The 25502-nt window shown below is 37.9% G+C and carries 22 protein-coding genes; 14 read left to right on the forward strand and 8 right to left on the reverse strand.

What is annotated here, in order from left to right; genetic code table 11:
- Positions 1-491 precede the first annotated feature (491 nt).
- Genes FN817_RS03280 through FN817_RS03290 form a run of 3 tightly spaced genes read left to right on the forward strand, consistent with a single transcriptional unit; the run spans position 492 to position 7406 of the window.
- Positions 492-3485 carry a SusC/RagA family TonB-linked outer membrane protein gene (locus FN817_RS03280; RefSeq protein WP_142716695.1) on the forward strand — a complete coding sequence of 998 codons (2994 nt, stop codon included), beginning with the start codon at positions 492-494 and terminating at the stop codon, positions 3483-3485.
- Positions 3486-3540: 55 nt separating this feature from the next.
- On the forward strand, positions 3541-4914 hold the full coding sequence (locus FN817_RS03285; protein WP_142716696.1) for a RagB/SusD family nutrient uptake outer membrane protein: 1374 nt from the start codon (positions 3541-3543) through the stop codon (positions 4912-4914).
- A complete protein-coding gene (locus FN817_RS03290) occupies positions 4848-7406 on the forward strand; it encodes an alpha/beta hydrolase family protein (RefSeq protein ID WP_228451463.1) in 2559 nt (852 codons plus the stop codon). The genes FN817_RS03285 and FN817_RS03290 overlap by 67 nt, the downstream gene beginning before the upstream one ends.
- A 34-nt stretch (positions 7407-7440) precedes the next feature.
- Here FN817_RS03290 and FN817_RS03295 read toward each other — a convergent pair whose 3' ends face one another.
- Genes FN817_RS03295 through FN817_RS03305 form a run of 4 tightly spaced genes read right to left on the reverse strand, consistent with a single transcriptional unit; the run spans position 7441 to position 9699 of the window.
- Positions 7441-7713, reverse strand: a complete 273-nt coding sequence (locus FN817_RS03295; protein ID WP_007846410.1) for a hypothetical protein — start codon at positions 7711-7713, stop codon at positions 7441-7443.
- 25 nt (positions 7714-7738) lie between these two features.
- Positions 7739-9259 (reverse strand): DoxX family protein, encoded by a 1521-nt coding sequence (locus tag FN817_RS03300; RefSeq protein WP_142716698.1) that lies wholly within the window; start codon positions 9257-9259, stop codon positions 7739-7741.
- An 18-nt stretch (positions 9260-9277) separates the two neighbouring features.
- A complete protein-coding gene (locus FN817_RS23040) occupies positions 9278-9445 on the reverse strand; it encodes a hypothetical protein (RefSeq protein WP_156121964.1) in 168 nt (55 codons plus the stop codon).
- Positions 9446-9462: 17 nt separating this feature from the next.
- On the reverse strand, positions 9463-9699 hold the full coding sequence (locus FN817_RS03305; protein WP_079240900.1) for a hypothetical protein: 237 nt from the start codon (positions 9697-9699) through the stop codon (positions 9463-9465).
- A gap of 277 nt (positions 9700-9976) precedes the next feature.
- Between FN817_RS03305 and FN817_RS03310 the strand changes: the two genes are divergently transcribed.
- Both FN817_RS03310 and FN817_RS03315 read left to right on the forward strand, forming a co-directional pair.
- Positions 9977-11680 (forward strand): helix-turn-helix domain-containing protein, encoded by a 1704-nt coding sequence (locus tag FN817_RS03310; RefSeq protein WP_142716699.1) that lies wholly within the window; start codon positions 9977-9979, stop codon positions 11678-11680.
- Between the two features lie 46 nt (positions 11681-11726).
- Entirely contained in the window at positions 11727-12572 is an 846-nt protein-coding gene (locus FN817_RS03315) for an RteC domain-containing protein (protein ID WP_142716700.1), read from the forward strand.
- A gap of 51 nt (positions 12573-12623) precedes the next feature.
- On the opposite strand, the gene mobC is transcribed toward FN817_RS03315, so the two are convergent.
- The 3 genes from mobC to mobA form a co-directional block, all read right to left on the reverse strand.
- A complete protein-coding gene (gene mobC, locus FN817_RS03320) occupies positions 12624-14624 on the reverse strand; it encodes a conjugal transfer protein MobC (RefSeq protein ID WP_142717051.1) in 2001 nt (666 codons plus the stop codon).
- A 131-nt stretch (positions 14625-14755) separates the two neighbouring features.
- On the reverse strand, positions 14756-16003 hold the full coding sequence (gene mobB / locus FN817_RS03325) for a conjugal transfer protein MobB (protein WP_142716701.1): 1248 nt from the start codon (positions 16001-16003) through the stop codon (positions 14756-14758).
- Positions 16000-16434: a conjugal transfer protein MobA gene (gene mobA, locus FN817_RS03330; protein ID WP_142716702.1), complete on the reverse strand. Its 435-nt coding sequence runs from the start codon at positions 16432-16434 to the stop codon at positions 16000-16002. Before mobA ends, mobB begins: the two co-directional genes overlap by 4 nt.
- Before the next feature lie 634 nt (positions 16435-17068).
- On the opposite strand from mobA, the gene FN817_RS03335 reads away from it, so the two are divergent.
- The 3 genes from FN817_RS03335 to FN817_RS03345 are packed head-to-tail and all read left to right on the forward strand — an operon-like array spanning position 17069 to position 18865.
- Positions 17069-17836, forward strand: a complete 768-nt coding sequence (locus FN817_RS03335) for a ParA family protein (RefSeq protein ID WP_142716703.1) — start codon at positions 17069-17071, stop codon at positions 17834-17836.
- A 4-nt stretch (positions 17837-17840) separates the two neighbouring features.
- Complete coding sequence (locus FN817_RS03340) at positions 17841-18236, forward strand: DUF3408 domain-containing protein (protein ID WP_034692228.1); 396 nt, start codon at positions 17841-17843, stop codon at positions 18234-18236.
- Positions 18237-18247: 11 nt separating this feature from the next.
- Positions 18248-18865: a hypothetical protein gene (locus FN817_RS03345; protein ID WP_142716704.1), complete on the forward strand. Its 618-nt coding sequence runs from the start codon at positions 18248-18250 to the stop codon at positions 18863-18865.
- 33 nt (positions 18866-18898) lie between these two features.
- Here FN817_RS03345 and FN817_RS03350 read toward each other — a convergent pair whose 3' ends face one another.
- Positions 18899-19873: a PDDEXK nuclease domain-containing protein gene (locus FN817_RS03350; protein WP_142716705.1), complete on the reverse strand. Its 975-nt coding sequence runs from the start codon at positions 19871-19873 to the stop codon at positions 18899-18901.
- A 186-nt stretch (positions 19874-20059) separates the two neighbouring features.
- On the opposite strand from FN817_RS03350, the gene FN817_RS03355 reads away from it, so the two are divergent.
- The 6 genes from FN817_RS03355 to traK are packed head-to-tail and all read left to right on the forward strand — an operon-like array spanning position 20060 to position 25499.
- The gene (locus tag FN817_RS03355) at positions 20060-20365 is read left to right on the forward strand and encodes a DUF4134 domain-containing protein (RefSeq protein ID WP_034692230.1); all 306 of its coding nucleotides are present in this window, start codon (positions 20060-20062) and stop codon (positions 20363-20365) included.
- Positions 20366-20374: 9 nt separating this feature from the next.
- Positions 20375-20707, forward strand: a complete 333-nt coding sequence (locus FN817_RS03360; protein WP_034692366.1) for a DUF4133 domain-containing protein — start codon at positions 20375-20377, stop codon at positions 20705-20707.
- A complete protein-coding gene (locus tag FN817_RS03365) occupies positions 20704-23214 on the forward strand; it encodes a TraG family conjugative transposon ATPase (RefSeq protein WP_142716706.1) in 2511 nt (836 codons plus the stop codon). The genes FN817_RS03360 and FN817_RS03365 overlap by 4 nt, the downstream gene beginning before the upstream one ends.
- A gap of 21 nt (positions 23215-23235) precedes the next feature.
- Positions 23236-23868, forward strand: a complete 633-nt coding sequence (locus FN817_RS03370) for a DUF4141 domain-containing protein (protein WP_142716707.1) — start codon at positions 23236-23238, stop codon at positions 23866-23868.
- 1 nt (position 23869) lies between these two features.
- Positions 23870-24862 carry a conjugative transposon protein TraJ gene (traJ, locus tag FN817_RS03375; RefSeq protein WP_142716708.1) on the forward strand — a complete coding sequence of 331 codons (993 nt, stop codon included), beginning with the start codon at positions 23870-23872 and terminating at the stop codon, positions 24860-24862.
- 13 nt (positions 24863-24875) lie between these two features.
- Positions 24876-25499 carry a conjugative transposon protein TraK gene (gene traK / locus FN817_RS03380; protein ID WP_142716709.1) on the forward strand — a complete coding sequence of 208 codons (624 nt, stop codon included), beginning with the start codon at positions 24876-24878 and terminating at the stop codon, positions 25497-25499.
- Positions 25500-25502: the final 3 nt, after the last annotated feature.

Below are 25502 nucleotides of genomic sequence, written 5' to 3' on the forward strand. Positions count from 1 at the left end.
CGAAAACTGGTAATTTTTAACATGCGAGACGATAAGTATTAAGCTCACGACCTAGGCGTGGGCTCTCTTATCTGCATGTAAGGTATACCAGTACCCCGAATCGGATAATGTAGAGTACTCACGCCGTTTTTTTTCAATGCTGTTCGCTTTATTGCTACATAAAAAATCTAAGCCCGCTTCCTAAAAATAGTATCAGACACGATACAATAGGTATGTACAACCTATTGCGGCTTTAAAAGCTTACACGGGAACACAGATTTCATTCATATTAAATTCTTTCCGGTGCCTTGCGGTCACTGCTATAGAACCTCACCAGTCCTTTTTCATACTAAAGGGCATCAGGAAAGTCTTTATCTAAAAAATGAATCAAAAAACTACTCAACTTAAAATCAGAAGAAAGAAAAAAGCCCCTTCCCATAGTGTTTGGCGACCAACGGGAAAGAGCGTAGTTCAGTAATTAATCTTTAAAAATTAAAAACCTTTACAAATCTATGAAAAATTCCTATTACCATATAGGAGGCATTTTCTTTGGGCTCATGTTTACAGCCGTAAGCATTACAACAAAAGCCCAGACACGCACCATTTCCGGTACCGTAACTTCATCAGGCAAGCCCCTTTCAGGAGTCGTAATCTCCCAAGAGGGCAGTGATCAGGTAACCATGACCGGTAACAACGGAACCTACACCTTACAGGTTTCAGCAGAAAATACCATCCTATTGTTCAGACACCCTGATTATATAGAAGAAAAATTTAAACTCACTAATCAGACTGTCGTTAATATCAGCTTAGAACAAAAAGTAAAGGGAATCGAAGAAGTTATTCTCAACGCCGGCTACTACAAGGTTAAAGACAAAGAAAGAACCGGTAGCATCGCCAAAGTTTCAGCAAAAGATATAGAAAATCAGCCTGTCTCCAATGTCCTGTCAGCAGCACAGGGAAGAATGGGAGGAGTCAGTATCACCCAGAATTCAGGAACTCCCGGAGGTGGATTTGATATTCAGATCAGAGGCAGAAACAGCCTTCGGACCCGAAGCAATTCCGTAATTGATGGCAATCAGCCGCTCTATATTATTGATGGTGTTCCGGTAGGTACGGGAATGAGTTCCTCCTATGCAGGAAGTATCCTTCCCAATGCAGATATCAATCCGTTAAACAGTATAAATCCTAACGATATTGAAAGTTTCGAGATCCTGAAAGATGCGGACGCTACCGCCATCTATGGTTCAAGAGGTGCTAATGGAGTAGTGCTGGTGACCACCAAAAAAGGGAAAAAGGGAAAGGTAAAACTGACCCTGAACTCTTCCTATGGTCTGAGCCACGCCATTTCAAACCTCAAAATGATGAATACTGCTCAGTATCTTGATATGAGAAAGCAGGCATTTGCCAACAGCAATATCTCTGTCTATCCTGCTAACGCCTACGACATCAACGGAACATGGGATCCCAACCGTTATACCGATTGGAGAAAGGAACTGATTGGTCATTATGCGGCTTTGTCAAATACCCAGCTTTCACTCAGTGGGGGAAGTGAAAATACTAATTTCCTGCTCAGTCTCGGTCATAATGAACAAACCACGGTGTTTGGCAGGGATTTCAGGTACAGAACCAATACCGTTTCAGGAAATATCAGCCACAGGTCTGCTGATCGAAAATTCAGTTTCAACTCATCCAATATTTTTACCGCAACAGACAATAATCTGATTACCTCTGATGCAACAAGACAGTCCTATATACTGGCTCCTAATGCACCCGCTCTTTATGATGCGGAAGGTAACCTTAACTGGGAAAACAATACGTTTACGAATCCCGCAGCTGCCTTTGAGAATTCCTATTCCAATAACAATCTGCAATTCCTTAACAATATCAGTATGGAGTATGAAGTTTTTGAAAACTTTAAGCTCAAACTCAATGGAGGTTTAACCTATCAGACTTTTGAAGAATGGTCACTTCGTCCAAGTACGGCGTATAGCCCTTCTGCTGGGGCAACACCTCTCAATTCCATGTCTTCAAAATCCAACCAGAACAGACTGTCTATGGTGATAGAACCCCAGATAAGCTGGATGTACAGAGCAGGTAAACATAAATTTGATATCCTGGTGGGAGGTACCTATCAGAGAGATGTTTCAGATCGAGGTGAAATTCAGGGATCTGGTTTTGAGAGTAATGCCTTTATCTATAATATAGGTGCTGCAATCAATAAAGTCGTCCTTGACCAGATCAGTACAGAATACCGATACGGTGCTTTTTTCGGCAGAATCAACTATCAGTACGATAAAAAATATATCCTTAATCTTACAGGAAGAAGAGACGGCAGCAGCCGATTCGGTCCCAATAATAAATACGCCATGTTCGGTGCTGTTGGGGCAGCATGGTTGTTTTCAGAAGAAGAATTTATGAAGAACATCTCATGGCTCAGTTTTGGAAAGCTGAGAGGGAGTTATGGTTCATCGGGAAGTGATAATATCGGGGATTACCAATACCTTGATACCTTTGCTACGGCTAACCTCATTTATAACGGCAGCACCGGACTGGCTCCAACAAAACTCTACAATCCTGATTTCAGTTGGGAAAGAACCATCAAAACAGAAGCTGCTCTTGAACTAGGTTTGTTCAACAACAGACTTAACCTAATTGCTGCGTATTACCGAAACCGTTCAGGAAATCAACTGGTAGGCTATCAGCTTTCCTCAGTAACGGGATTCAGCAGTGTGCTGGCCAATCTGGATGCTGTTATTCAGAATAAAGGATTTGAATTTGAGGCCAGCGGAGAAATTATCAGGAAGAAAAATTTTTCATGGAAAAGTTCTTTCAATATCACCGTTCCCCGAAACAAGCTGATTTCCTTTCCTGGACTTGAAGGTTCATCCTATGCCAATACCTATGTGATCGGACAGCCTGTAAATATTGTTAAACTCTACCAGCTTCAAGGGGTAAATCCTACTACCTTGGTCTATGATTTTACCGATTTCAATGGCGACGGAAAGATCGCATCACCGGATGACAGGCAGGTGATCAGAAATCTTGGACAGCAGTTTTACGGAGGGCTAAGCAATGAGTTGCGCTACCGAAACTGGAACTTTTCATTTTTGTTGCAATTTGTAAAGCAGCAGAGCCGAAACTATAACTCAGCAATGTCTTCACCAGGTATTATGGCGAATCTCCCGGTAGAGGCATTGAATGTATGGTCGCCTTCAAATCCCAATGGCCTTTATATGCCATACCGCTCTACGTCAAATTCTTCGCACAGCCTTTTTCAAAATAGTGATGCCAGTGTTTCTGATGCTTCATTTATAAGGCTTAAGAATGTACAGCTTACCTATAATCTCTCTTTGGACTCAGGTCTTTTCAGGGAAGTAAAACTTTATTTTCAGGGGCAGAACCTCTGGACGTGGACGAAGTTTTTTGGAATTGATCCCGAGATGACCTCTTTTGGATTCCTGCCTCCTTTGAAAACGTATTCATTGGGCATTCAGCTAACGCTGTGATGAATGCTTAACGGCAACCAAAGACCGTCATATTATTTAACCCAATACAAAAACAATGAAATCAATATTCAATAGTATAATAATGGCAGTGCTCATCTATCTGATGAGTACCGCTATATCGTGTGAAAAAATGCTGGAAGTAGAGTTGCCTGACAATCAGATGTTGTCAGAAACCGTTTTCAGTGATACTCAGACTGCCAACGCCGTATTATCTGGACTGTATGCCGGATTGTGGGAATCATCACCTGTTACAGGTGATCAAAGCGGAAGGCTTTTGGGTCTTTATACTGATGACCTGACCTATTATGCAGTCAGTGCCACTAATGGACTGCCTGAATTATCCAATAATACACAGATTGATTCCAATCAGTTTGTCAGTTCGTTCTGGAATGCTGCGTATCAGAAAATATATGTCAGCAATTCCATACTCGAAGGGCTGGAAGGAGCAGATCATATTCCGGCAGCTGATAAAGCAAGGATAAAAGGGGAGACCCTGGTTATCCGCTCTTTGCTCTTTTTCTATGTTCAGCAGGTTTATGGAGATATTCCTTTTCCTGTGACCACCAATTATATGATCAATCAGAGCATTTCAAAAACACCTTCTGCAGAAGTGCTGATGAGAATTGAATCTGATGTGAAGGAAGCTATTGAACTGCTTTCTGATACATACCAAAATAATGAACGCATTTATATTAATAAAAAAGCAGCCCAGCTTCTTCTGGGCAAGATTCAGATGCAGCAGCTGAAATGGAGTGAGGCAGAAGCCACCTTGAAAACAGTTGTTCAGAGTCCGCTGTATCAGTTTCAAAATGATATCACCAAGGTATTTCTTAAAAACGGCAGCCATATTATCTGGCAGCTTAAGCCTAAGAACAATGGGGATGCGGTAAAGGAAGCAACGATTTACTATTTTGTCAATGCTGCTCCAACCTCTATGGCACTTTCCACATCTCTGGTCAGCTCGTTTCAGAATGACCTTCGCAAGCAATATTGGATGGGGGCCGTTACAGTAGGGGGCAACACCTGGTACAGAGCGGAAAAATACAAAGCAAGATCTTCCAACTCCACAGAAAACTCCATTGTCTTCAGACTGGAAGAGGCCTATTTGCTGTTGGCAGAGGCTCTGGCTCAACAAAATAAAATGTCAGAGGCCCTACCATTTATTAACCCGATCAAACTAAGGGCAGGACAGCCATTGCTAGGCAGTTCTGTTACACAACAGCAGCTTCTTGAGGAAATCCTTAATGAAAACAGAAAAGAGTTTTTTACAGAAATGGGACATCGATTTCTCGATTTGAAAAGAGCAGGAAAGCTTAATGAACTACAGCAGACCAAACCCAACTGGAAAGATCAACATAAAGTATGGCCTCTTCCGCAACAGGAACTGCTGCTCAATCCCCATCTGAATCCTCAAAATTTAGGGTATTAATGAGAGTGTATTGTTTAATTATTCTGCTGTTTTCTCTGCATTACTCTAATGCACAGAGGTCGATTAAGGAATTGGACCAGTGGATGTCGCATTTCTCAACGATGATAGGTCAGATGAAGGTATCCGAAGATCAGCGATTCGTTTTGCTGACTAAAATGTACGCAAATAATTCTGATTCAGTTCTTGTGTTTGACCACCAATCAGCAGTCATTCCATCCGATACCATTTTAAAAAAAAGCAACATCAGTTTTCTGAACAATTATACGGTCTTTGCTTCAGGACCGGGCAGGGCTGAATTAATTGAGCTGAAATCCAAAAAAAGAGAAATTTATGATAGTGTACAGCGATGCAGTGTCAATGAAACCCTGAAGCAATATGTCATACTGGGTACTGATAAAAACCTGAAAATCTATAATGCCAAAGGAAAAGTGCTTCACCATGAGGTGGCAACATTGAACTATACTATTTCGGAGCAGGGACAGGTTTATATTCTTGCTGAAAGTGGAGGATTTCGTAAAATATTGAAATGGAATGGAAGCACTATGAAACTGCTTTATTCCGCTGCAACTAACATTGTTGCGATGGATCTTTTAGAATCAGAGAGATTTATTGTTGTAAAGGAAAAAGAAAAAGCAGATTCCAATGGAAAGATCAGGATAAGATTGTTGAGAGTATCAGACGGGCAGCAGTTTTATAACAACCGGATCAGTCTCGGAGAAGCCCAAAGCATGAAAGTAACTGAAGCTGGTCATTCTGAAACTTTTTTGATTGATATTTCCGTGAGGAACCTCCCCGAGAAAATTGGAAAACTTGAAATATGGTATGGAGGAGACAAATATCTGCGCAATAAGGACCAAGGGCTGATTGAGCATCAGTATATGGTATGGAATGTTAAAAATAATCAAGCTCATTCAATCCCTCCCAAATCGATGCAGGTTTATGTAGCGACAGACAATCCACGTTATTTTTGGACCTATAATGCCAGGGAGGACAATGATTACCGCGGATTTAGAAGCCTGAATGTATATCGATATGATCTTTTAGAAAACAGATCTGAACTTGTTTTTGAGAATGCTTCAGAAATGGTGATAGGAAAGGATGGTCGTTACACCATTGGATTTCTGATGTATAAGAATCAATGGATGGTCTACGATCATCTGCTAGAGCAGACAAAAATGATCGATTATAATGGAATACTAAACTATCCGATCTTTATGCCGGATGGTAGTTTGCTCTTTACAGCAGGAGACCGAGTGATCAATTATCATCTGGAAACAGGTGTGTTAAAAACAGGATTCAAACAAGAGAACAGCAAAATCAGCTTTTATGAATACAGTGGAAAAATGATTCATCAGATGGAATCTTTTAAGATAACACGACGAAGTATTGAAATGTCACAGCCGTTGATGCTGCATATCAGGAGAGAAAATCATAATGATTCCGGATATTATTCTTTTTATAAAGGTAAACTCAAAGAAATAATGCCGTACACCAGCAACAGGATCAAAATGTTCTCATATAAGGGCAGGCATGATTTAATGTATTCGATCGAAGAAAACTACAATCTGTCTCCACGGCTGTACAGCAAAAGCAAGTCATCAGGTCAAAAGAAGGTACTTTATACAACCAACCTTCATGATAAAGAAGCGATAGACCTGCAGCAGGATGTTATTTCATACACCAACAGTGAGGGTAAGGACCTGAAAGGAGTTCTATATTATCCCATTAAATTTGACAGGACAAAAAAATATCCTTTGGTGGTACAGGTATACAGTATTCAGCATGATGAGTTCAACAAATACCTGTATCCCGCCTGGGGACCCAGTGGATTCAATATTCGACTGCTTCTTGAGAACGGTTATATGGTTTTCCAGCCAGATATTATTTCTGATAACAGGGGTCCGGGAATTTCGGCGCTTGATTGTGTTCATTCCGGATTAGATGCGATTCGGGAAAATGAAAATATTGACTTCAGGCGCATGGGATTGACAGGACACTCATTTGGTGGTTATGAGACCAACTTTATCGCTACCCATTCAGAAAGGTTCGCAGCCTATGTCTCGGGAGCGAGTCTTAGTGATATTATGAATACTTACTTTTCATTTAATGAACTGTTTAAAATAGCAGACTATTCAAGATTTGAAACCGGGCAGTTTTCAATGGGAGTTCCTTTTTCAGAGGATAAGGATCTGTATTATAAAAATAATCCCATCAATTTTATTGAGAAAGTCAATGCACCTGTATTGCTTTGGGCAGGTAAGAAAGACACGAATATTCCGCCAACGCAAACCATGAGCTTTTATATGGGATTATTAAGAAACAGAAAAAAGGTGGTGGCACTAATGTATGCAGATCAGGAACACACCTTCAAGAAAAGTTCCGAAGACATCAGGGATCTTAATACTAAAATCTTGGAATGGTGGGACTATCACCTGAAAAGCCGGAAAGATATAGAATGGATCGATAAAGAAATGAAAAGGGACGCAGAATAGCGTCCCTCATTTAGTTCATACTTTATACAATGCACTAAGGAATTTTATAAAGTGGTGTTCCACACATCGTGCCTGAACCGATTCTATGCAGTTCAACGCTGGTATCCAGTGCCCATTCACAGACATCACCGGAAACGATATTGCTGCATTCCTGATCAGCATCCTCACATTGGAACTGACCACCACCTAAGCTAACAATTCTGTAAGCCGGCTCTAAAGCTCGTGTACTCTTCTTTGCCAACATGGTGGCAAAAGCTGACCCTGTTCCCAGTGCTACCAGGATGACAGGAAAAAGAATTTTTTTCATAATAAAAAAATATTTGATTTGCTGCCTACTCTGAAACACGGTTTTCGGCTTCCCCGTTTTTAAAATGTTTTTTCAGGGGCTGGGTAAGTTTATATTTTACCAGCTGATTTCCAACAATTGCGTACAAATGCTCATCGGTGACTCTAAAATCTGACATGGTATTATTTTTAATATTGTCGATGTACATGCTGCCAATATATTCCTGAGATTCGGTATTATAGATGTCAATAACTTTGCTTTCCTTCCATCTGCTTAAAGATTCATGTCTTCCTCTTAATTGAGCAGGGTTAAATAACAGACCTCTGTATACGATCGCATGCCCGTTAACTTTTAGTGCAGGTTTAGACATTTTAGATTTTCCATTGGATAGCGATGTTACTTTAATCTGTGCGATTTTAGTCGTATCAATAGTTCTCCATCTGTGAATAAGCTGCATTGAATGGTTCATGACAAGAAACTGGTTTCTATAACTGTAGATATAGTTGACAGTCGGTCTTATAGGATCAGATGAAAGATAGCCGTCGGAATCAAAAAAACCATCCAACTGCTTTTCAAGTAAATCAGGATGCAGTGTCACCTGATTTTTGCCATTGTGATTGATTAAAATAGTTCCCAGCGTTAAATTCCTGGTTTGAGATGAGAGGGTGCGAATGGCAATTTTATTACTGTCAATAATTTCAAGCTGGCTAAAGAATGCATCGTTAAAACTGATTACTTTGTTTTTTGCATCACCTAATTTGCCTTTTAATATGATGGGTACATTTCCATCATAGATATAAAAATGGTGATCTTTAACTTTAATCTCTATTTTTTTAAATGGATATTTGCTGAGTTCCAGATCAATCTTTGTATTTACAGCTTTTTTTAAAAGTGAATCAACTGCTAATAAATTTTGAGGGAGGCTTCGGTTAGCTAAGTAAAGCTCTTCATTTTTAGCACCAGCAAAATAAAATGAATGGTTCTCCAGATCCATACTTTTTACTTTTAAAATAGGATGCATCAGAAACCTTCTTGTAAAATTGTTTTCCTGTTTTATAATGTATTCTGACTTAAAAAACAAAACAATGACAAGAATACAACTCAAAATATTGGAAATTCCTAAGATCAATGCCGTTTTACGGTGAGTCTTATGATTTGCTCTTCCGATGATAAGAACAGATAGACCTCCTATAACTACACAAAGAATATTAAAAATCAGATGTTCAGTCCATCCCATTTTTTCCAAGATTCCTCCACATGAACAAGGAACAAAGTCACTGTAATTTAGAATGAGAAATATATAGATCGTAAATGCTGACATTAAGGCAGTTGATAAGTATAATCCGATTAATCTACTGCTTGGAAAAATCAATAACAGTACAATAATTAATTCTACAATAATAACAGCATAAGAAATAATACCTGCATATGCGCTAAGTAATGGCGACTGTGCAATCTGAACTTGAAAGTTTTCAAAATCAAGCAATTTGCTCACACTTGCATACACAAACAACAGAATAAAAAAGCAGGAAACAGTTTTGATAAAGATAGCTTGTACGTTTTTCATGGCATGTCATTATTGGGTTTAACAGACCTGAACCAATCTCCATTTAATCTTCCATCCGCAATATTCAGGCATCGGTTCACCCTTAAAGAGGGTTACAGTTGTTTTGAAATTCCCCATACTTTCCCAGATGCCACTCTTTGGACATGGTAAGCCTGTAACAACTGATATGGAGGTATGAGGAATCATAATTTTATTTGAAGTTTTTAATCTTTGGCTAGCCGCCAATTATCACCGTCTCTGACAGGAGGATCTTTTGTTCCAGGATCTTCAATGACTTCTACGGATTTAGCAGAATCCTGTTTCATTACTAAGCCATTTATTGTGGGCTCTGATTTTTCAATATATTCACTATTTGAAATCATATCTTCATCTCGATGGGTGCAGTTTTGTAGACAAACTGCTGCGATGATTATGCTAAAAAAAGGGATAAACTTTTTCATTTTGATAATTTTAATTGGGTTATCCCGGCCGGATTATATTAGAATTCTGATGTCAAAATTATCCGGCTTATGAGCTAAAAAAAACTGTTATATGGCTCTATTTTTAAATTGTTACGTCTCAATTTTAAAATTAATACATGAGAATATCAGAATGTAAGTGGCTGTATTTGCATGTTTTACATGGTTTTTGCCTTTCCGTTATTTAATTCATTAATATTTGATTTATTTAAAACATAAATGTTTATTTTTGAGATGGTGAGGTTCTAAATATCAGTCTATGAAAAAGTTTTATTGCTTTCTCATCTTATTTCCTGTTTTTTCACAATTTTTATTTTCACAAAAGAAAGAGGAAAAAACTTTCAGTGAAATTAGAAAGCCTTATGAAAAAATGGCAATAGATGACATTCATGCAATGCCTTATGTAAAACTGTACATTGAGAAAGCAAAAAAAGAAAATAATTTTTCAAAGCTGATTCAAGGGTATAGAGATGCAAGACAGTTTGACTATAAAAACAAGATGAAGTATGCTGACAGTGCGCTTACTGTCAGTTTGCAGCATGGAAGCCAAGATGACATCAGTAAAGAATATTTAAGCAAGGGAATCATCTATTATTTTTATCAAAAAAAATTTAAGCTGGCTTTAAATGAATATATTAAAGCCTATACGCATTCAAAAGGCTCAAAAGATGAGTACCATAGGTATAAAGTCATTTATCATTTAGGAATTGTAAAAAGTCATTTGGGCTATTATGATGACGCCATGAAGCATTTTCTTGAATGTACTTCGTTTTACAGGTCAAAGCTTAATGAAAACCATCATGAAAATGAACAGTTTAACTATGAGAAGGCGTATCTCAACTGCTTACATCAATTGACTGTCCTCAACAGATATCTGCATCATTTTGCCAAGAGTGATAGTTTAAGCAATTTAGGTTATCGGCTAACTGCCAATAATAGTGATTTTGTACTTGAAAAAAGCTATTTCCTAAAATGCATCGGAATTTCCAGATTTCATCATAAAGATTATGTTGGTGCTCAGGATCACTTGCAAAAATCTTTACCCAATATTCTAAAGAGAAATGATTTCGCCTGGGCTTCTGTAGTATATTATTACCTGGGTAAAACATATGAAGCACAGGATAATGTAAATAGGGCTGTAGGATGTTATAACAAAATAGATTCTATTTTCAATAAACATGATTTTATACTTCCAGAGGTCTATAAGAGTTATCACTATCTTATCGATCATTATAAAGATAAAGACCTCGAAAAGCAACTGTACTATACCAATCAGCTTTTAAAAGCTGACAGTTTAATCAGTAAAGATTTTCCCTATTTATCCTTGAAACTTCATAAAGATTTTGACCGACGTACACTGATGGATGCAAAAGAAGAAATCGAGAGATCCAGTACTAAAAAAATAGTATTGGCTCAGATACTTATTGCTTCAGGAAGTGTAGTTCTTGGTTTTTTTGTTGTCCGGTATCGAAGAGATCAAAAGATAAAAAAACAATATCAGCTTCTTCAAAAGAGAATTGCTGAAGGAAAATATAATATGAATGATATTTTAAGAGAAGAAATGATAGAGCTGCCTGTAAGAAAGACTTCTCTTACCCCGGAAATGGCTTTAGAAATAAAAGAAAAGCTTCAGAAGTTTGAGCAGGAGCAGCATTTCAAAAAGAAAGGGATTACGCAGAAAAGTATTGCTTTAAAGCTGGGAACCAATTCCCACTATCTTTCGGTTTATATCAATGAACAAAAAGGGGTAAATTTTAATAAATACATGGCTGAACTGAGAATTAATTATATCACTAATCTACTAAATACCAACAGTAAATATTTAAATTATACTATCGAGGCTTTGGCTGATGAATGCGGTATAGCGGCACGCCAGAACTTTTCAAATCTGTTCTTTGATATCAATGGGATCAGACCTACCGATTATATAAAGAATCGGAAAAAGGAACTGGGTATTAGTTGATTAAGTCGTGCTTTAGGTAATTTTTGTAAATTTCTTAAAAAAGGACATGGTAACAAAAACTATTTTTAAAAGAACTTCGAAGTTATTGGAGGATCTGGACCTAAAGATTAACGAAGTCAATGCTGACGGAAATGATCTGATCAAAATTTCAGAAAAGGCATTACTTATTATTGATGAGTCGATAAGGAAATTAAAACTTTTGGTTTCCAACCATCATTTTGATCATATTGCTGAAGAAGTATTCTTTTTTAAAAAACTGAAACCGCAGTTTATCTCAAAATTTATTTATTATTCTGCAGTACTGGATATTGAATCTCATAAACCGGCTGCCGGAAATAAGACTTTAAAAAAATATTATGAAGCAGAACAGGAAAAATTGAAAGACTTTTATTTGGAGCATTCTGAATTTTACAGTTACTATAAACGGGAAGCAACCTATCTTGATCATAAAATATTTGTTCGCAATTCCTACGACCTAAAAATGAAGTTATCATCCGGATTTTATAATTATGATCCGAGTTTTACAACTTCCCACGATCATATGATCGCCAGATTTATTTCCAATCAGCAGTTTGATCAGTATTTAAAAAAGCAAATTGAAAATTCAAATGATAACTTTACAGCAAAAGTATTTTCTCCTTTGAGCTGGTCGGGATCAAAGGTCGGTCTTATAGAGCTTATCTATGCACTTTATCAGATGCGTTGTTTTAACGGTGGTAATATAGAGTTAAGCGAAGTCATAAAATTTACAGAAAAGTCATTGGATTGCGATTTAGGTAACTTTCATAAAACCATCTTTGAAATCCGTAACCGAAAACAGGGACCAACCAAATTCCTTCAATTGGTGAGTGACAATTTGAATCAATATTTTATGAACAGTGATGCTGAGTAACATAAATACAAACAGAAACCTCAAATCGTATGGTATTTGAGGTTTCATTCTTTAGTCCGATTTCAATAAATGCTGTAAATCAGGATCATTTTTTATTCGATCCATTTCATCTGTGATGATATTGAGAATATCTGACTTAATTTCTCTGTAATTATCCTGAATCTGCCTGGTCATAGAATCATTCCCGTCTTCATCAATAAAGGATCGGATCGGTGGTATCTGCTGAAAGCTTTCCATTTCTTCAGAAAGCTTAACATTGTCCACCACAATCTCGGAATGAAAAATCTTCTGATGAATCCTTTCATTAAAGTTATCAGATACAGCGCCGACAAAAAATCCCTGGGTCAGGGTAGAGATCTTCGAAGCAGGTATCAAACTGTCCAATTGGGTAGAAATGGAGGTGGAAGTATCGTTCCTATTGATGGATATACTTTGTCTTTTTTGCAGTATTTTTCCAAAACGTTCGGATAAGGTTTTAGCTGTTTCCCCCACTACCTGTCCGCTGAAAATATTGCCGACCGTATTCTGAATGACTTTACTTTCCTTATCTCCATAGTCTCTTGTCAACTGAGAAAAATCCTGGAACCCTAGACATACGGAAACTTTATTACTTCTGGCGGTAGCAATTAAATTATCCAGGCCTCTGAAATAAATGGTAGGCAACTCATCAATAATCACCGAACTCTTCAACTGTCCTTTTTTATTAATTAACTTAACAATTCTCGAATTGTATAGCCCAAGAGCAGCAGAATAAATATTCTGACGATCAGGATTATTTCCTACACACAGAATTTTAGGCTCATTGGGATTATTGATATCCAAAGAAAAATCGTCTCCGGTCATTACCCAATACAATTGTGGTGAGATCATTCTAGACAAAGGAATCTTTGCGGAAGCGATTTGCCCCTGCAATTGATCCTGGGCGCCTCCTTGCCATGCATCCATAAAAGGAGATAGGTAATTCTCTAATTCAGAGTAAGAGGTTAATATCGTAAAGACCTCTTCATATTTTTTGTTCAACAGCTCTATAGCGTGTGGAAAAGTGCAGTATTTACCGTTTTCATAAATTTTAAGAAACCATATGATGGCAGCTAGCAGTATGATAGGACTCTCAACAAAGAAATCGCCCTGTTTTTGTATCCAGCTTCTGTTCAGGTTTAACATAATGGTATAGGCAGCTTCATATGCATCCGATATATCCGTCATAAAATCGGGATTTAAAGGATTACATCGATGGCTTTTTCCGGGGTCGTCAAAATTGATGATATAGAATTTCGGCTTTACGGTATAAGCATCAGAATGATTGAGAAGATGGTTGTACGCAATAGTAGACAAATCATCGAATTTAAAATCATATATATACATGGAAAATCCTTTTTCAATATGTTGTTTGATATAGTTGTTGACAACAGCATAGGATTTTCCTGAGCCTGGAGTTCCTAAGACAATAGTGGCTCGAAAAGGATTCACCACATTAATCCATCCCTGATGCCACTTCCCTTGATAATAGAATTGTGTAGGAAGGTTAACAGAATATTCATTATAGCGTAATTGGGTTTCCTGCTGAAAGCTTTCATTCTCATTGTTAAAAACATCAGTCATTAAGTTTGTTTTGAGTAAACGGCCTATCCAGACTCCTGCCTGCATCAGGAAGATGTATCCGGAACAGGTAGATAGAATATAAAGCAGAGCTGAAAAGCTGGTATCAAGTTGTAAAATAATTGCGTTTAAAAAGAATAAGACAAAACCAATAGAAAAACCAATACTAATTTTTTTCCAAGTGATCTTTTCATTTTTGACTCCCTTTGTTCCGAGGCAACTCAAAGCCAGTAAAACTATTGCGAACAGCTTAGAATAAATAGGTTGAGAAAAAAGGCCTGCGGTCTTATTAAAATTATAAAGAATCTTATTGATGAGTTCCAGTGTCCATTGTTGATGTGCAAAAAATCCATAACAAAACCAGTACAGATGCATTAGTACCAAAATAATGCTTACCGTTCGCATAAATGCCATGATTTTGGCAAGCCCTCTTAAATCGTCTTCACCCTGCATATCACATTTTAGAAGCATAAATACAGGATCATGTTTTCTCAACTATAAATGCGCCGTTGCAGGCATGCGTTGTCTGCCTTTGGCTCTTTGAGCATCGTTATAAGACCGTTTTTACAAAAGAAGATTATTTTTTATCTTCTTTTTCTTTGTCTCTTTTTCATTTGTGATTCAAAAATTTGTTCCTCTTGATCCTCATGAGGACCTGAAGACAATAACCCGCTAAAAAATCCGTCAAATACTTCGTAGCTGTTATTGTTGAAGAAATGTTCTGAAGATTTTTCAAGCGATATATCATTGTTAGAACTATTATATGAATTGGTTTTAGGCTTTGTTTCTACCTCATTCCACAGTGTATTGAATGAGTTGGCTGATAGTTCTTTACTCAGCTGTGAGCCATTCCAAACAGATTTTGAGTTATGGTCTATAAATGTGATTCCGTAGATCCTTCCCTCATCATTCTTTCGTATGACCGTAGCGATTCCCTGTTCCAAAAGTTGAGACTTAAAAGAAGCTTCCGATTTACTCGTGCTGAGAGCGGTTTCAATAGTTCTTTTAAGAATGAATTTTGAAGGATTATTTTTCATTTTTACTTTAGATTTTTCAATAAGCACCTGAATATTTTCTACTCCTGCATGCTTACCAAAAAGGGATGATTTAAAAGGATTGCTTATTTTTTTTCCATTTTTATCCGTTGCAAAATAGACCATTCCTTTTCTCATTTTTCCATGCAGTTCTCCAGTAACCTCTTCACAGGAAATATTAAATTGAGAGAGTAAAGCGTTATATGCACCTATACTTTGAATGCTGTAGGTTTGAGGTATATGTCGTAGTATCGAGGATAATTGTGTTTTGATATTCCCCTTAGTATAATCTATAGGTTTAAAAATAGAGTTTTGATTTAAATTTCTATTCTCACCAGCAACTTTTAAGTTGTATTGTCTTTCCAGTTTTCTGCAGGCTTCCATTGATCGGGAATGATCATATCGGTCTGATATTTTCTTTCCGTCGATCTGGACACAGGTGGTGACGATATGAATGTGCGTTCTATCAATATCCGTATGTTTAAAGACAACATAGGGTTGGTTGCCATAACCCATTTCCTGCATATATTGCTGAGCCATTTCCCGATAATCTTTGTCATTAACCTTATCTTCAGGATCAGGATTAAGTGAGATATGTATTACCGGTTTTTCAGTTTTGTTATTTGCAATCAAGTAGGGTTCAAAGTAGTGATGAAAAAATTTAACCGAATAAGGTCGATCCCACAAATCAGGAATCTTATTAGTGAATAAAACCGTTCCTTTTTCGTTGTCCACCTTCTGTTGATTGTAGGTAAGAGCACCCCATAGGTTTTCACCTTTTCCAATTTTAGCGATCATTTTTCAGAATTTTTTTGAATATGGTTTTGTTCAAATTCTTTGGTGAGTTCTATAATCTGCTTACCAATTAAAGCTAGTTCTCTGGTATGATTTTCCAGTTTAAAGAGATAGAAAGACGCTTTTTTCTCCGTGAAGTTTCGGTATAAAATTTTTACAATCTGATTATAATTGTTTCCAATCGACTGGAATTGGTAGAAGAATTTGGTCAATTGGGTATGATAATCTATTGTTGAAATATCAACTTTTACAATTTTTAATTCTTTCTGAAATAAAATTGTTGTAATAAATTTCGCTTTGTTACTCATTCCGGAAGCCTCATATAAATTTAAAAACTTTATATTTTCCTCATCCGTAAGTCTAAATACATGCCTGTTTTTACTTGGATTAAGCTTGGGCTTACGCCCGCCTTTGCTTTTTTTATTTACGTCCATCGCATTTAATTTAATATTAGTAAAATCACGACTTTGGAGTGGTTTTTAAAGCCCCAGCCAGGGCAAGTTGTTTTGAGGCACGAAAAAAGTTATGAGGCACTCAAAACATAACTTGCTCCTTTCGGGTGAAAGGAAATTTCAGTAATAAAGTAGATGTAATACTGATCGCATTCATAAAGTTCAATTTCCCAAGACCTCCTTAGTCTTCTGAAACAAAGTAAACCACAATCATTTGTAGGGACAATATTAGAAAGAAAGTCAAAGACAGTCACTTAAAGCCAAAAACGACCATTAAGAATATTTCGAAGAAGAAATCGTATTCATTTGTATCAGATTGAGGGCGGGATTTCCTGACTGCAGATCTGATAGAAATCCTGAATAGTGGAAATCCAGCATGCCAGCCTTCCGGAATTCCAGCCGTCAAGATAGTCTCTGTGAAAGATAGTCTTCAGGAAAGCAATTTTTCAGGATTGCAGGATAAATGGCATTCAGCCAGAGCTGATTGAAGTCAATACAGCTTTAGGGAATTCCGTCCAGTAGCACTGAAAGCAGTATAGGGAACCTGATATATGTATTGCCCAGTGGCTGTCAATCAGTCTTTCTTCCCAATTATGTATAACCAAAATCAAGCAAAATGAAAACAAAGAACCAACCCACAATTATTGCATTTTCCACTCAAAAAGGAGGGGTAGGAAAAAGTACATTTACCACACTTATGGCAAGTCTCCTTCATTACCGGATGGGGTATCAGGTCGCTGTATTTGACTGTGACTTTCCTCAGTACAGTTTACTCCAGATGAGAGAGCGGGATTTAAAAATGGTGATGCAGAATGAGATTTTAAAAAAGATCGCTCACAAACAATTTACGAGTATTAATAAAAAAGCGTATCCCATTTTCCAGAGTAAAGCCGATCAGGTTTTAGAGGATATAGATACTTATGTTGAAGGATCTGAAACAATTCCTGATGTTATATTTTTAGATCTACCGGGAACTGTGAATACCGCCGGGATTTTAAAAACTTTGACGAAAGTCCATTATATTTTTTCACCCATTACTGCGGATCGTGTTGTGCTGGAAAGTACGTTAAGTTTCACCGATGTTCTAACCAATGTGTTGATGAAAGAAACTCAAACGAGAATCCGGGCAGTCCATCTTTTCTGGAATCAGGTGGATGGAAGAGAACGGACGTTGCTCTACAAAAACTACAGTAAAGTGATTTCAGATTTAGGGCTGCCACTTATGGAAACAAGCATTACAGACAGTAAAAGATTTAGAAAGGAAGGAGAGGCTATTACAAAGACTGTTTTCCGATCGACTTTACTGCCTGCAGATCCTAAATTGTTAGCTCAGTGCAGGCTGGATCAATTTGTAGAAGAATTTTTAGGAATTGTAAAACTATAAGAGTATGGAATATGAAAAAAATAACAATGATGATAGGGGGATCGATGAACAATATCTGATGTCCATTATGGCAGGAAGTCCTAAGAAGGAAGTTATTTCAAAAACTGATGATCCTCCAAAGGAGAAGGGTGAAGCAAAAAATAAGTTGAAGAATAAAAAAACATCAGATTTAAGTTATGTTGAGCAGTTTCTTACTCATCATACAATGACTAAGCGGGGTGATAAAAGTATCTATATCCGTCCTGAATATCACGAGCGCCTCTCGCGTATTATTCAAATCATTGCCGATGACCAGATTTCTCTGTATGCTTATCTGGATAATATACTGGCGTATCATTTCGAAATGTTTGAAAAGGAAATCACTGATGATTTCAATAAAAAATACCGTCCCATCTTTTAATCTATCATCTTATGGAACAAATGATCATCATCGGCTTATTAGTCATTCTTGTTTTAGTTCTTGTAGACAAAAAAATTTCAATCAGTATCCGTGGAAAAGATAATGTTACTAAAACTAAGGATTTACCATCTATTATGGGAGATACGAAACCAAGAGAAAGACAAGAATCGCCAATCGAATCTAATGAGAGACAATATGAATCTAATTTAACAGCGCAGGATAATTTTGAATCAGAAACCGAAGACGAATATGACAATGTTGCCGGGGCTAAAAATCTCGATGATATTTTAGTCAGAAACGATGAGTTGGAGCAGGAGAATGAAGATTGGAAATATGAGAACTCTACTATTGAAAGCGGGTTTGCTACAGGGGTTACCTTTCAGGAATTAAGTACTGTGGGTCAGTTGCTTCAAGAGCAGGTTTTGGAGCCTGGCTTACAACAACAAGCAGTTGCTATAATTCAAAAAATTCATGGGACCGAGCTTTTTGATCTTTTGGAGAATTCGTTGGGGGAGGCTTCGAAGCGTATTTCAAATTTGTTAAGTCAGAGCATTTCGAATGATGTTGAAGGCATATCTTCCAGTTACAAAGATGGTGTTGAAGGTTTCGATATTGGGGAGTTTGTTTAGGCAAATTCCCCTTTTGTTATTAATAAATTTCAACTAAGATCTGTTATCAAACAATTCATGCAGTTTTTTCTGCAGAACCTTTTTGTCGGGAAGCTGCATTTTGTATTCAGAAACCATTGTCGGAGAAAGACTTCTACTCAGCGCATATTCTACTACTTCGCTGTCTTTGTCTTTACAAAGCAGTACGCCGATGCTTGGATTTTCGTTCTGACGTTTAACATCCCTGTCCAGCGCTTCCAGATAAAAGTTAAGTTGACCCAGATGTTCGGGTTTGAATTTATCTGCTTTCAGTTCGAAAGCGACAAGGCATTGCAGCCCCCTGTGGAAGAATAAGAGATCGATATAAAAATCAGAATTTCCGACCTGTACTTTGTACTCTTCGCTGATAAAAAGAAAATCCCGTCCTAACTCCAGGATAAAATTTTTCATCTGCTCAATTAAACCTTTTTGGAGATCATTTTCATTGAATGTTTCAGGCAGATTTAAAAAGTCAAATACATAGCTGTCTTTAAATGTATTGACTATATCAGCGTTAGTTTCTCTCAACACTGTTGAGAGTTTTGAATTTCCAATCATTGTTCTTTCAAAAAGGCTGCTGGATATCTGTCTCTCTAACTCCCGGAAGCTATAATTTTCCTGTTTGGTCAACTTGATATAAAATTCCCTTTCTTCGATTGATTTACATCTGGAGAATATGGACAGATTATGAGACCAGCTGATTTCTCTCAACAGTGTTGAGATTTTGGGAAATTCCTTGTAAGTCTCATAAAACTGCTTCATTCTCCAAAGATTCTTATCCGAAAAACCTTTTAGTTCAGGTTCATGAGTCTGGATAAACTGAGAAAGTTCTTTAACCACAGATTGTCCCCATTCACTCAGCTCTACCTTTTTGCTGATATACTCACCAATATTCCAGTATAGATCGATGAGTTCCTCATTGACTTTTCTTATCGCATTGTTACGAGACTGTTTGATGAGCTCAATAATATCTGTGAACCTTTTATCCATGATTTCTCTTTTTTGAAATTCCTTGCAAATTTACAATTATTTATACAGGAATTCTGACTGGCGCACGGTTCTTTAACAGCCAAAAGAGTCCATCCACTGCCATTCCTGTTATTGAGTACCTAGACTCGGACATCTTTGTCATCAAGCCCGTAAAGTGCGGGTTTCATAATCAAAAATCTATTCATTATGAAAAAACAAAGAAAAAAATTGCTGTACGCAATTTTAACATTCGTAACAATTAATTCGGTATTTGGTCAAGGCAATGGTTCAGCCGGAATCAATGAGGCTACACAGATGGTCACTTCTTATTTTGAACCCGCTACACAATTAATTTACGCCATCGGTGCAGTCGTCGGACTCATCGGAGGCGTAAAAGTCTATAACAAGTTCAGCAGCGGTGACCCTGATACCAGTAAAACTGCTGCCAGCTGGTTTGGAGCATGTATCTTCTTAATTGTTGCCGCAACCATTCTTCGCTCATTCTTCCTTTAAATGACGACTATGAATACCTATCATATCAATAAAGGAATAGGAAGGACGGTAGAGTTCAAGGGACTTAAAGCGCAATACCTCTTTATCTTCAGTGGAGGACTCTTAGGAATATTGATCTGTATCATGGTTATGTATATGGCAGGCGTCAATACCTATCTGTGTTTAATTCTCGGAGGATTCAGCAGTGGACTTCTTACCTGGCAGACTTTCGCACTGAATAGAAAATACGGGGAACATGGTCTGATGAAATTAGGCGCACACAAGAAGCATCCAAAATACATCATCAGTCGAAAGAGTATTTATCGGTATCTGAAAATTAACCGTAAAAGAACAAACATATGAGAAATTCTTCCAAAGCAGCAACCTTGGAAAGTAAATTTCCACTGCTTGCGATTGAAAATGATTGTATCATTTCAAAAGACGCTGATGTTACGGTTTGCTTTAAGGTCAGACTCCCCGAACTGTTTACTGTCGCTTCCGCTGAGTATGAAGCCATGCATTCCGCTTGGTTTAAAGCGATTAAAACACTCCCGGATTTCACCATCGTTCACAAACAGGACTGGTTTATGAAAGAAAACTACAATCCTGATTTGTCACAAGAAGACCAGAGTTTTCTTTCCAAATCATTTGAAAGGCATTTCAATGAGAGGCCCTTTTTAAATCATTACTGCTACCTGTTTATCACAAAAACAAGTAAGGAGAGAATGCGGATGCAGAGCAACTTTTCATCACTCTGTAAAGGAAAACTGATTCCAAAAGAGATTAAAGACAAAGAAATCATTGGTCGTTTTCTTGAAGCGGTCGATCAGCTGGAGCGGATTATGAATGACAGTAGTTATATCCATCTGGAAAGGATGACAGAAGATGAGATAGCAGGAACTTCCGAGAGGTCAGGACTACTGGAACAGTATCTGACTCTATCCCGTGAAACCCATCCGTCATTGCAGGACATCAAATTAGGCTCAGAAGAAATGAGAATTGGTAACAACCGGATTAGTATGCATACCTTATCGGATACGGAGGATTTGCCAGGTACTGTTTCATCACACAGCCGTTATGAAAAGTTAAGCACCGATCGCACCGACTGCCTTCTGTCATTTGCTTCTCCGGTGGGACTTCTGCTAAGCTGTAATCATATTTATAATCAATATTTATTTATTGACAACAGTGATGAGAACCTCCGCCAGTTTGAAAAATCTGCAAGGAATATGCATTCGCTTGCGAGATACAGTAGAGCGAATCAGATCAATAAGGAATGGATTGAAAAGTATTTAAATGAAGCACATTCTTATGGTCTGCAATCTGTTCGTGCTCATTTTAATGTGATGTCATGGTCTGACAATCCTAATGAGCTCAAACAATTAAAAAATGATACAGGTAGTGCGCTAGCCTTGATGGAATGTAAGCCCCGTCATAATACCACGGATACAGCTACTTTATATTGGGCAGGAATTCCCGGTAATGCAGGCGATTTTCCTAGTGAAGAGAGTTTTTACACATTCATAGAACCTGCTTTGTGTTTTTTCACAGAAGAGACCAACTATCAGGATTCACCATCACCTTTTGGGATCAAGATGGCTGATCGCCTGACTGGAAAGCCTATTCATTTGGATATTTCAGATTTGCCGATGAAACAGGGGATTATTACGAATAGAAATAAGTTTATCCTTGGTCCATCGGGCAGTGGTAAATCATTCTTCACCAACCATATGGTGCGACAGTATTATGAGCAGGGAGCGCATGTCCTTCTTGTAGATACCGGAAATTCCTACCAGGGATTATGTGAACTCATTAAAGGTAAAACCAAAGGAGAGGACGGGGTTTATTTTACTTATACCGAGGACAATCCGATCGCTTTCAATCCATTCTATACTGATGACGGCGTTTTTGACATTGAAAAAAGGGAGAGTATAAAAACCTTGATTCTGACTCTTTGGAAAAGAGATGACGAACCACCAACCCGTTCAGAGGAAGTGGCACTCTCCAATGCAGTCAGCGGATATATCGAAAGAATTAAAACCGATGACCAGCATCCTTCTTTCAACGGATTCTATGAGTACGTCAAAGATGATTATCAGAAAGTATTGGAGCAAAAGAAAGTCAGGGAAAAAGACTTTGATATTGCCAACTTTCTCAATGTGTTGGAACCTTATTACAGAGGAGGGGAGTATGACTATCTGCTCAATTCAGAAAAGCAGCTGGACTTGTTATCCAAGCGTTTCATTGTCTTTGAAATCGATGCCATTAAAGATCATAAAATTCTATTTCCTATTGTAACCATTATCATAATGGAGGTCTTTATCAATAAGATGCGAAGACTCAAAGGAATCAGAAAACTCATCCTTATCGAAGAAGCCTGGAAAGCCATTGCCAAGGAGGGGATGGCTGAGTATATCAAGTACCTGTTCAAGACCGTCAGGAAATTCTTCGGAGAAGCCATTGTAGTAACTCAGGAAGTCGATGATATCATTCAGTCACCGATTGTGAAAGAAAGTATCATTAATAATTCGGATTGTAAGATTCTTCTTGACCAAAGGAAGTATATGAACAAGTTCGATGATATTCAGGCGATGCTGGGATTGACTGATAAAGAAAAGTCCCAGGTGCTGTCGATCAATATGAATAATGATCCACGAAGACTTTACAAGGAAGTTTGGATTGGACTGGGTGGAACGCACTCTGCAGTCTATGCCACTGAAGTTTCAACACAAGAATATCTGGCATATACTACAGAAGAAACGGAAAAGATGGAAGTGATGAATCTTGCATCGGAACTTGACGGCAATGTCGAACATGCCATCAAGAGGATTTCTCTTAAGAGAATCAAATCGAATAGAAAAGACCATTAAATCATTTAAAAATGTACAACAATGAAAAATTTAATCATTAAAACCTTAATGGTAGCATTCTTTGCTACCGTAACCTATACAAAAGCACAATTTGTCGTAACAGACCCTGCAAACCTAGCTTCGGGAATTTTGAACTCAGCCAATGAAATTGTACAGACTTCTTCAACGGTATCTAACGTTGTTAAGAACTTCAATGAAGTTAAGAAAGTATATGAACAGGGTAAAGAGTATTATGACCAGCTGAAAGCCATCAATAATCTGGTCAAAGATGCCAGAAAGGTTCAGCAGACCGTCCTTTTAGTGGGTGATGTTTCTGAGATGTATGTCAACAATTTCGGTAAAATGCTGAATGACCCCAATTTTAATGCTCAGGAATTAGCTTCCATTGCCACTGGTTATTCTGCGCTTCTTACGGAGAGCACGGAGCTATTGAAAGAACTCAAAGAGATCATCACTTCTAACGGTCTTTCTCTGAATGATAAAGAAAGGATGGATGTTGTTAACCGGGTTTATAAAGAGGTCAAAGCGTATCATAATCTGGTACGATACTATACCAATAAAAATATTTCGGTCAGTTATCTCAGAGCAAAAAAACAGAACAATACCCAAAGGGTGCTGGATCTTTACGGAACCTCCAATCAAAAATACTGGTAAGATGGAACCGAATAACTTACACGAAGTACTTCGTTCCGTTTATGAGGAAATGATGCCGATGTGCGCCGATATGGCTGCTGTGGCAAAAGGAGCCGCCGGATTAGGTGCTTTATTCTATGTAGCACTAAAAGTCTGGCAGTCTTTGAGCCGTGCCGAATCGATCGATTTGTTTCCCATGCTGAGACCTTTTGCCATAGGCATCTGCATTATGTTTTTTACCACATTGGTTTTAGGAAGTCTTAATGGGGTAATGAGTCCGATTGTTCAGGGAAGCCATTCAATGCTGGAAAATCAAGTGTTGGATATGAATGAACTGCAGCAGAAAAAGGATCTTTTAGAACGAGAAGCGATGCTCAGGAATCCGGAGATGGCTTACCTTATTTCAAATGAAGAATTTGATAAAAAGCTGGAAGAGCTCGGATGGTCACCATCGGATTTGGTCACGATGTCCGGAATGTATATTGAACGGGAAATGTTTGCCATCAAGAAAGATATCAGAGATGGTTTTCGTGAATTTCTTGAAATTCTGTTTCAATCGGCAGCCTTAGTTATTGATACCATCAGAACCTTCTTTCTGATTGTCCTTTCAATATTAGGACCTATTGCATTTGCCATTTCTGTATGGGATGGTTTTCAGACGACGTTGAGCCAATGGCTGACAAGATACATCAGTGTTTACCTATGGCTTCCTGTTGCTGATATTTTCAGTGCCATTCTTGCCAAGATACAAACCTTGATCTTGGAACGGGATATCGAAATGCTCGCAGATCCCACCTTTATTCCTGATACCTCCAATACGGTATACATCATCTATATGGTGATTGGGATCATAGGTTATTTTACAGTGCCAACCGTTACAGGCTGGGTAATTCAGGCAGGAGGCGCCGGCAACTTTATGCGCAATGTTAACCAGACTGCTACGAAGTCGGGCAATGTTGCGGGAGCAGCAGTAGGTTCGGCTACAGGTAATATTTCGGGAAGATTATTAAAATAAAAATTACTGTTCTATGGAATTTAAAACGTTAAGAAATATTGAGAGCAGCTTCAAGCAGATCCGCTTGTTTACATTTGTTTTTGCCGTGTTGTGTTTTGGAGTGGTAGGTGTAGCTGTCTTTAAATCCTACCAGTTTGCCGAGAAGCAGCGTCAGAAGATATATGTACTGGACAACGGCAAATCATTGATGGTAGCGCTATCTCAGGATATGTCGATCAACAGGCCTGTAGAAGCAAGAGAGCATGTCAGACGATTTCACGAATTATTCTTCACCATTGCCCCAGATAAGAATGCTATTGAAAGTAATGTCAAAAGGGCTTTCAATTTGGCTGATCAATCCGCATTCAATTACTATAAAGACCTTCAGGAAAAAGGTTACTATAACAGAATTATTTCAGGTAATATCCAGCAGAGAGTTGAGGTAGACAGTGTCGTTGCCAACTTTGATAGTTACCCCTATGACGTAAAAACTTATGCAAGACAATTCATTATCAGATCCAGTAACCTTACCATCAGGAATTTAATTACCAACTGTTCATTGGTTAATTCTGTACGGTCTGACAGCAATCCTCAGGGATTTATCATTGAAAAATTCAACGTGCTTGAAAATAGAGATGTCGAAACGGTTGAACGCTAATAT

The sequence above is a fragment of the Chryseobacterium rhizoplanae genome, assembly GCF_900182655.1.
Classification (GTDB): domain Bacteria; phylum Bacteroidota; class Bacteroidia; order Flavobacteriales; family Weeksellaceae; genus Chryseobacterium; species Chryseobacterium rhizoplanae.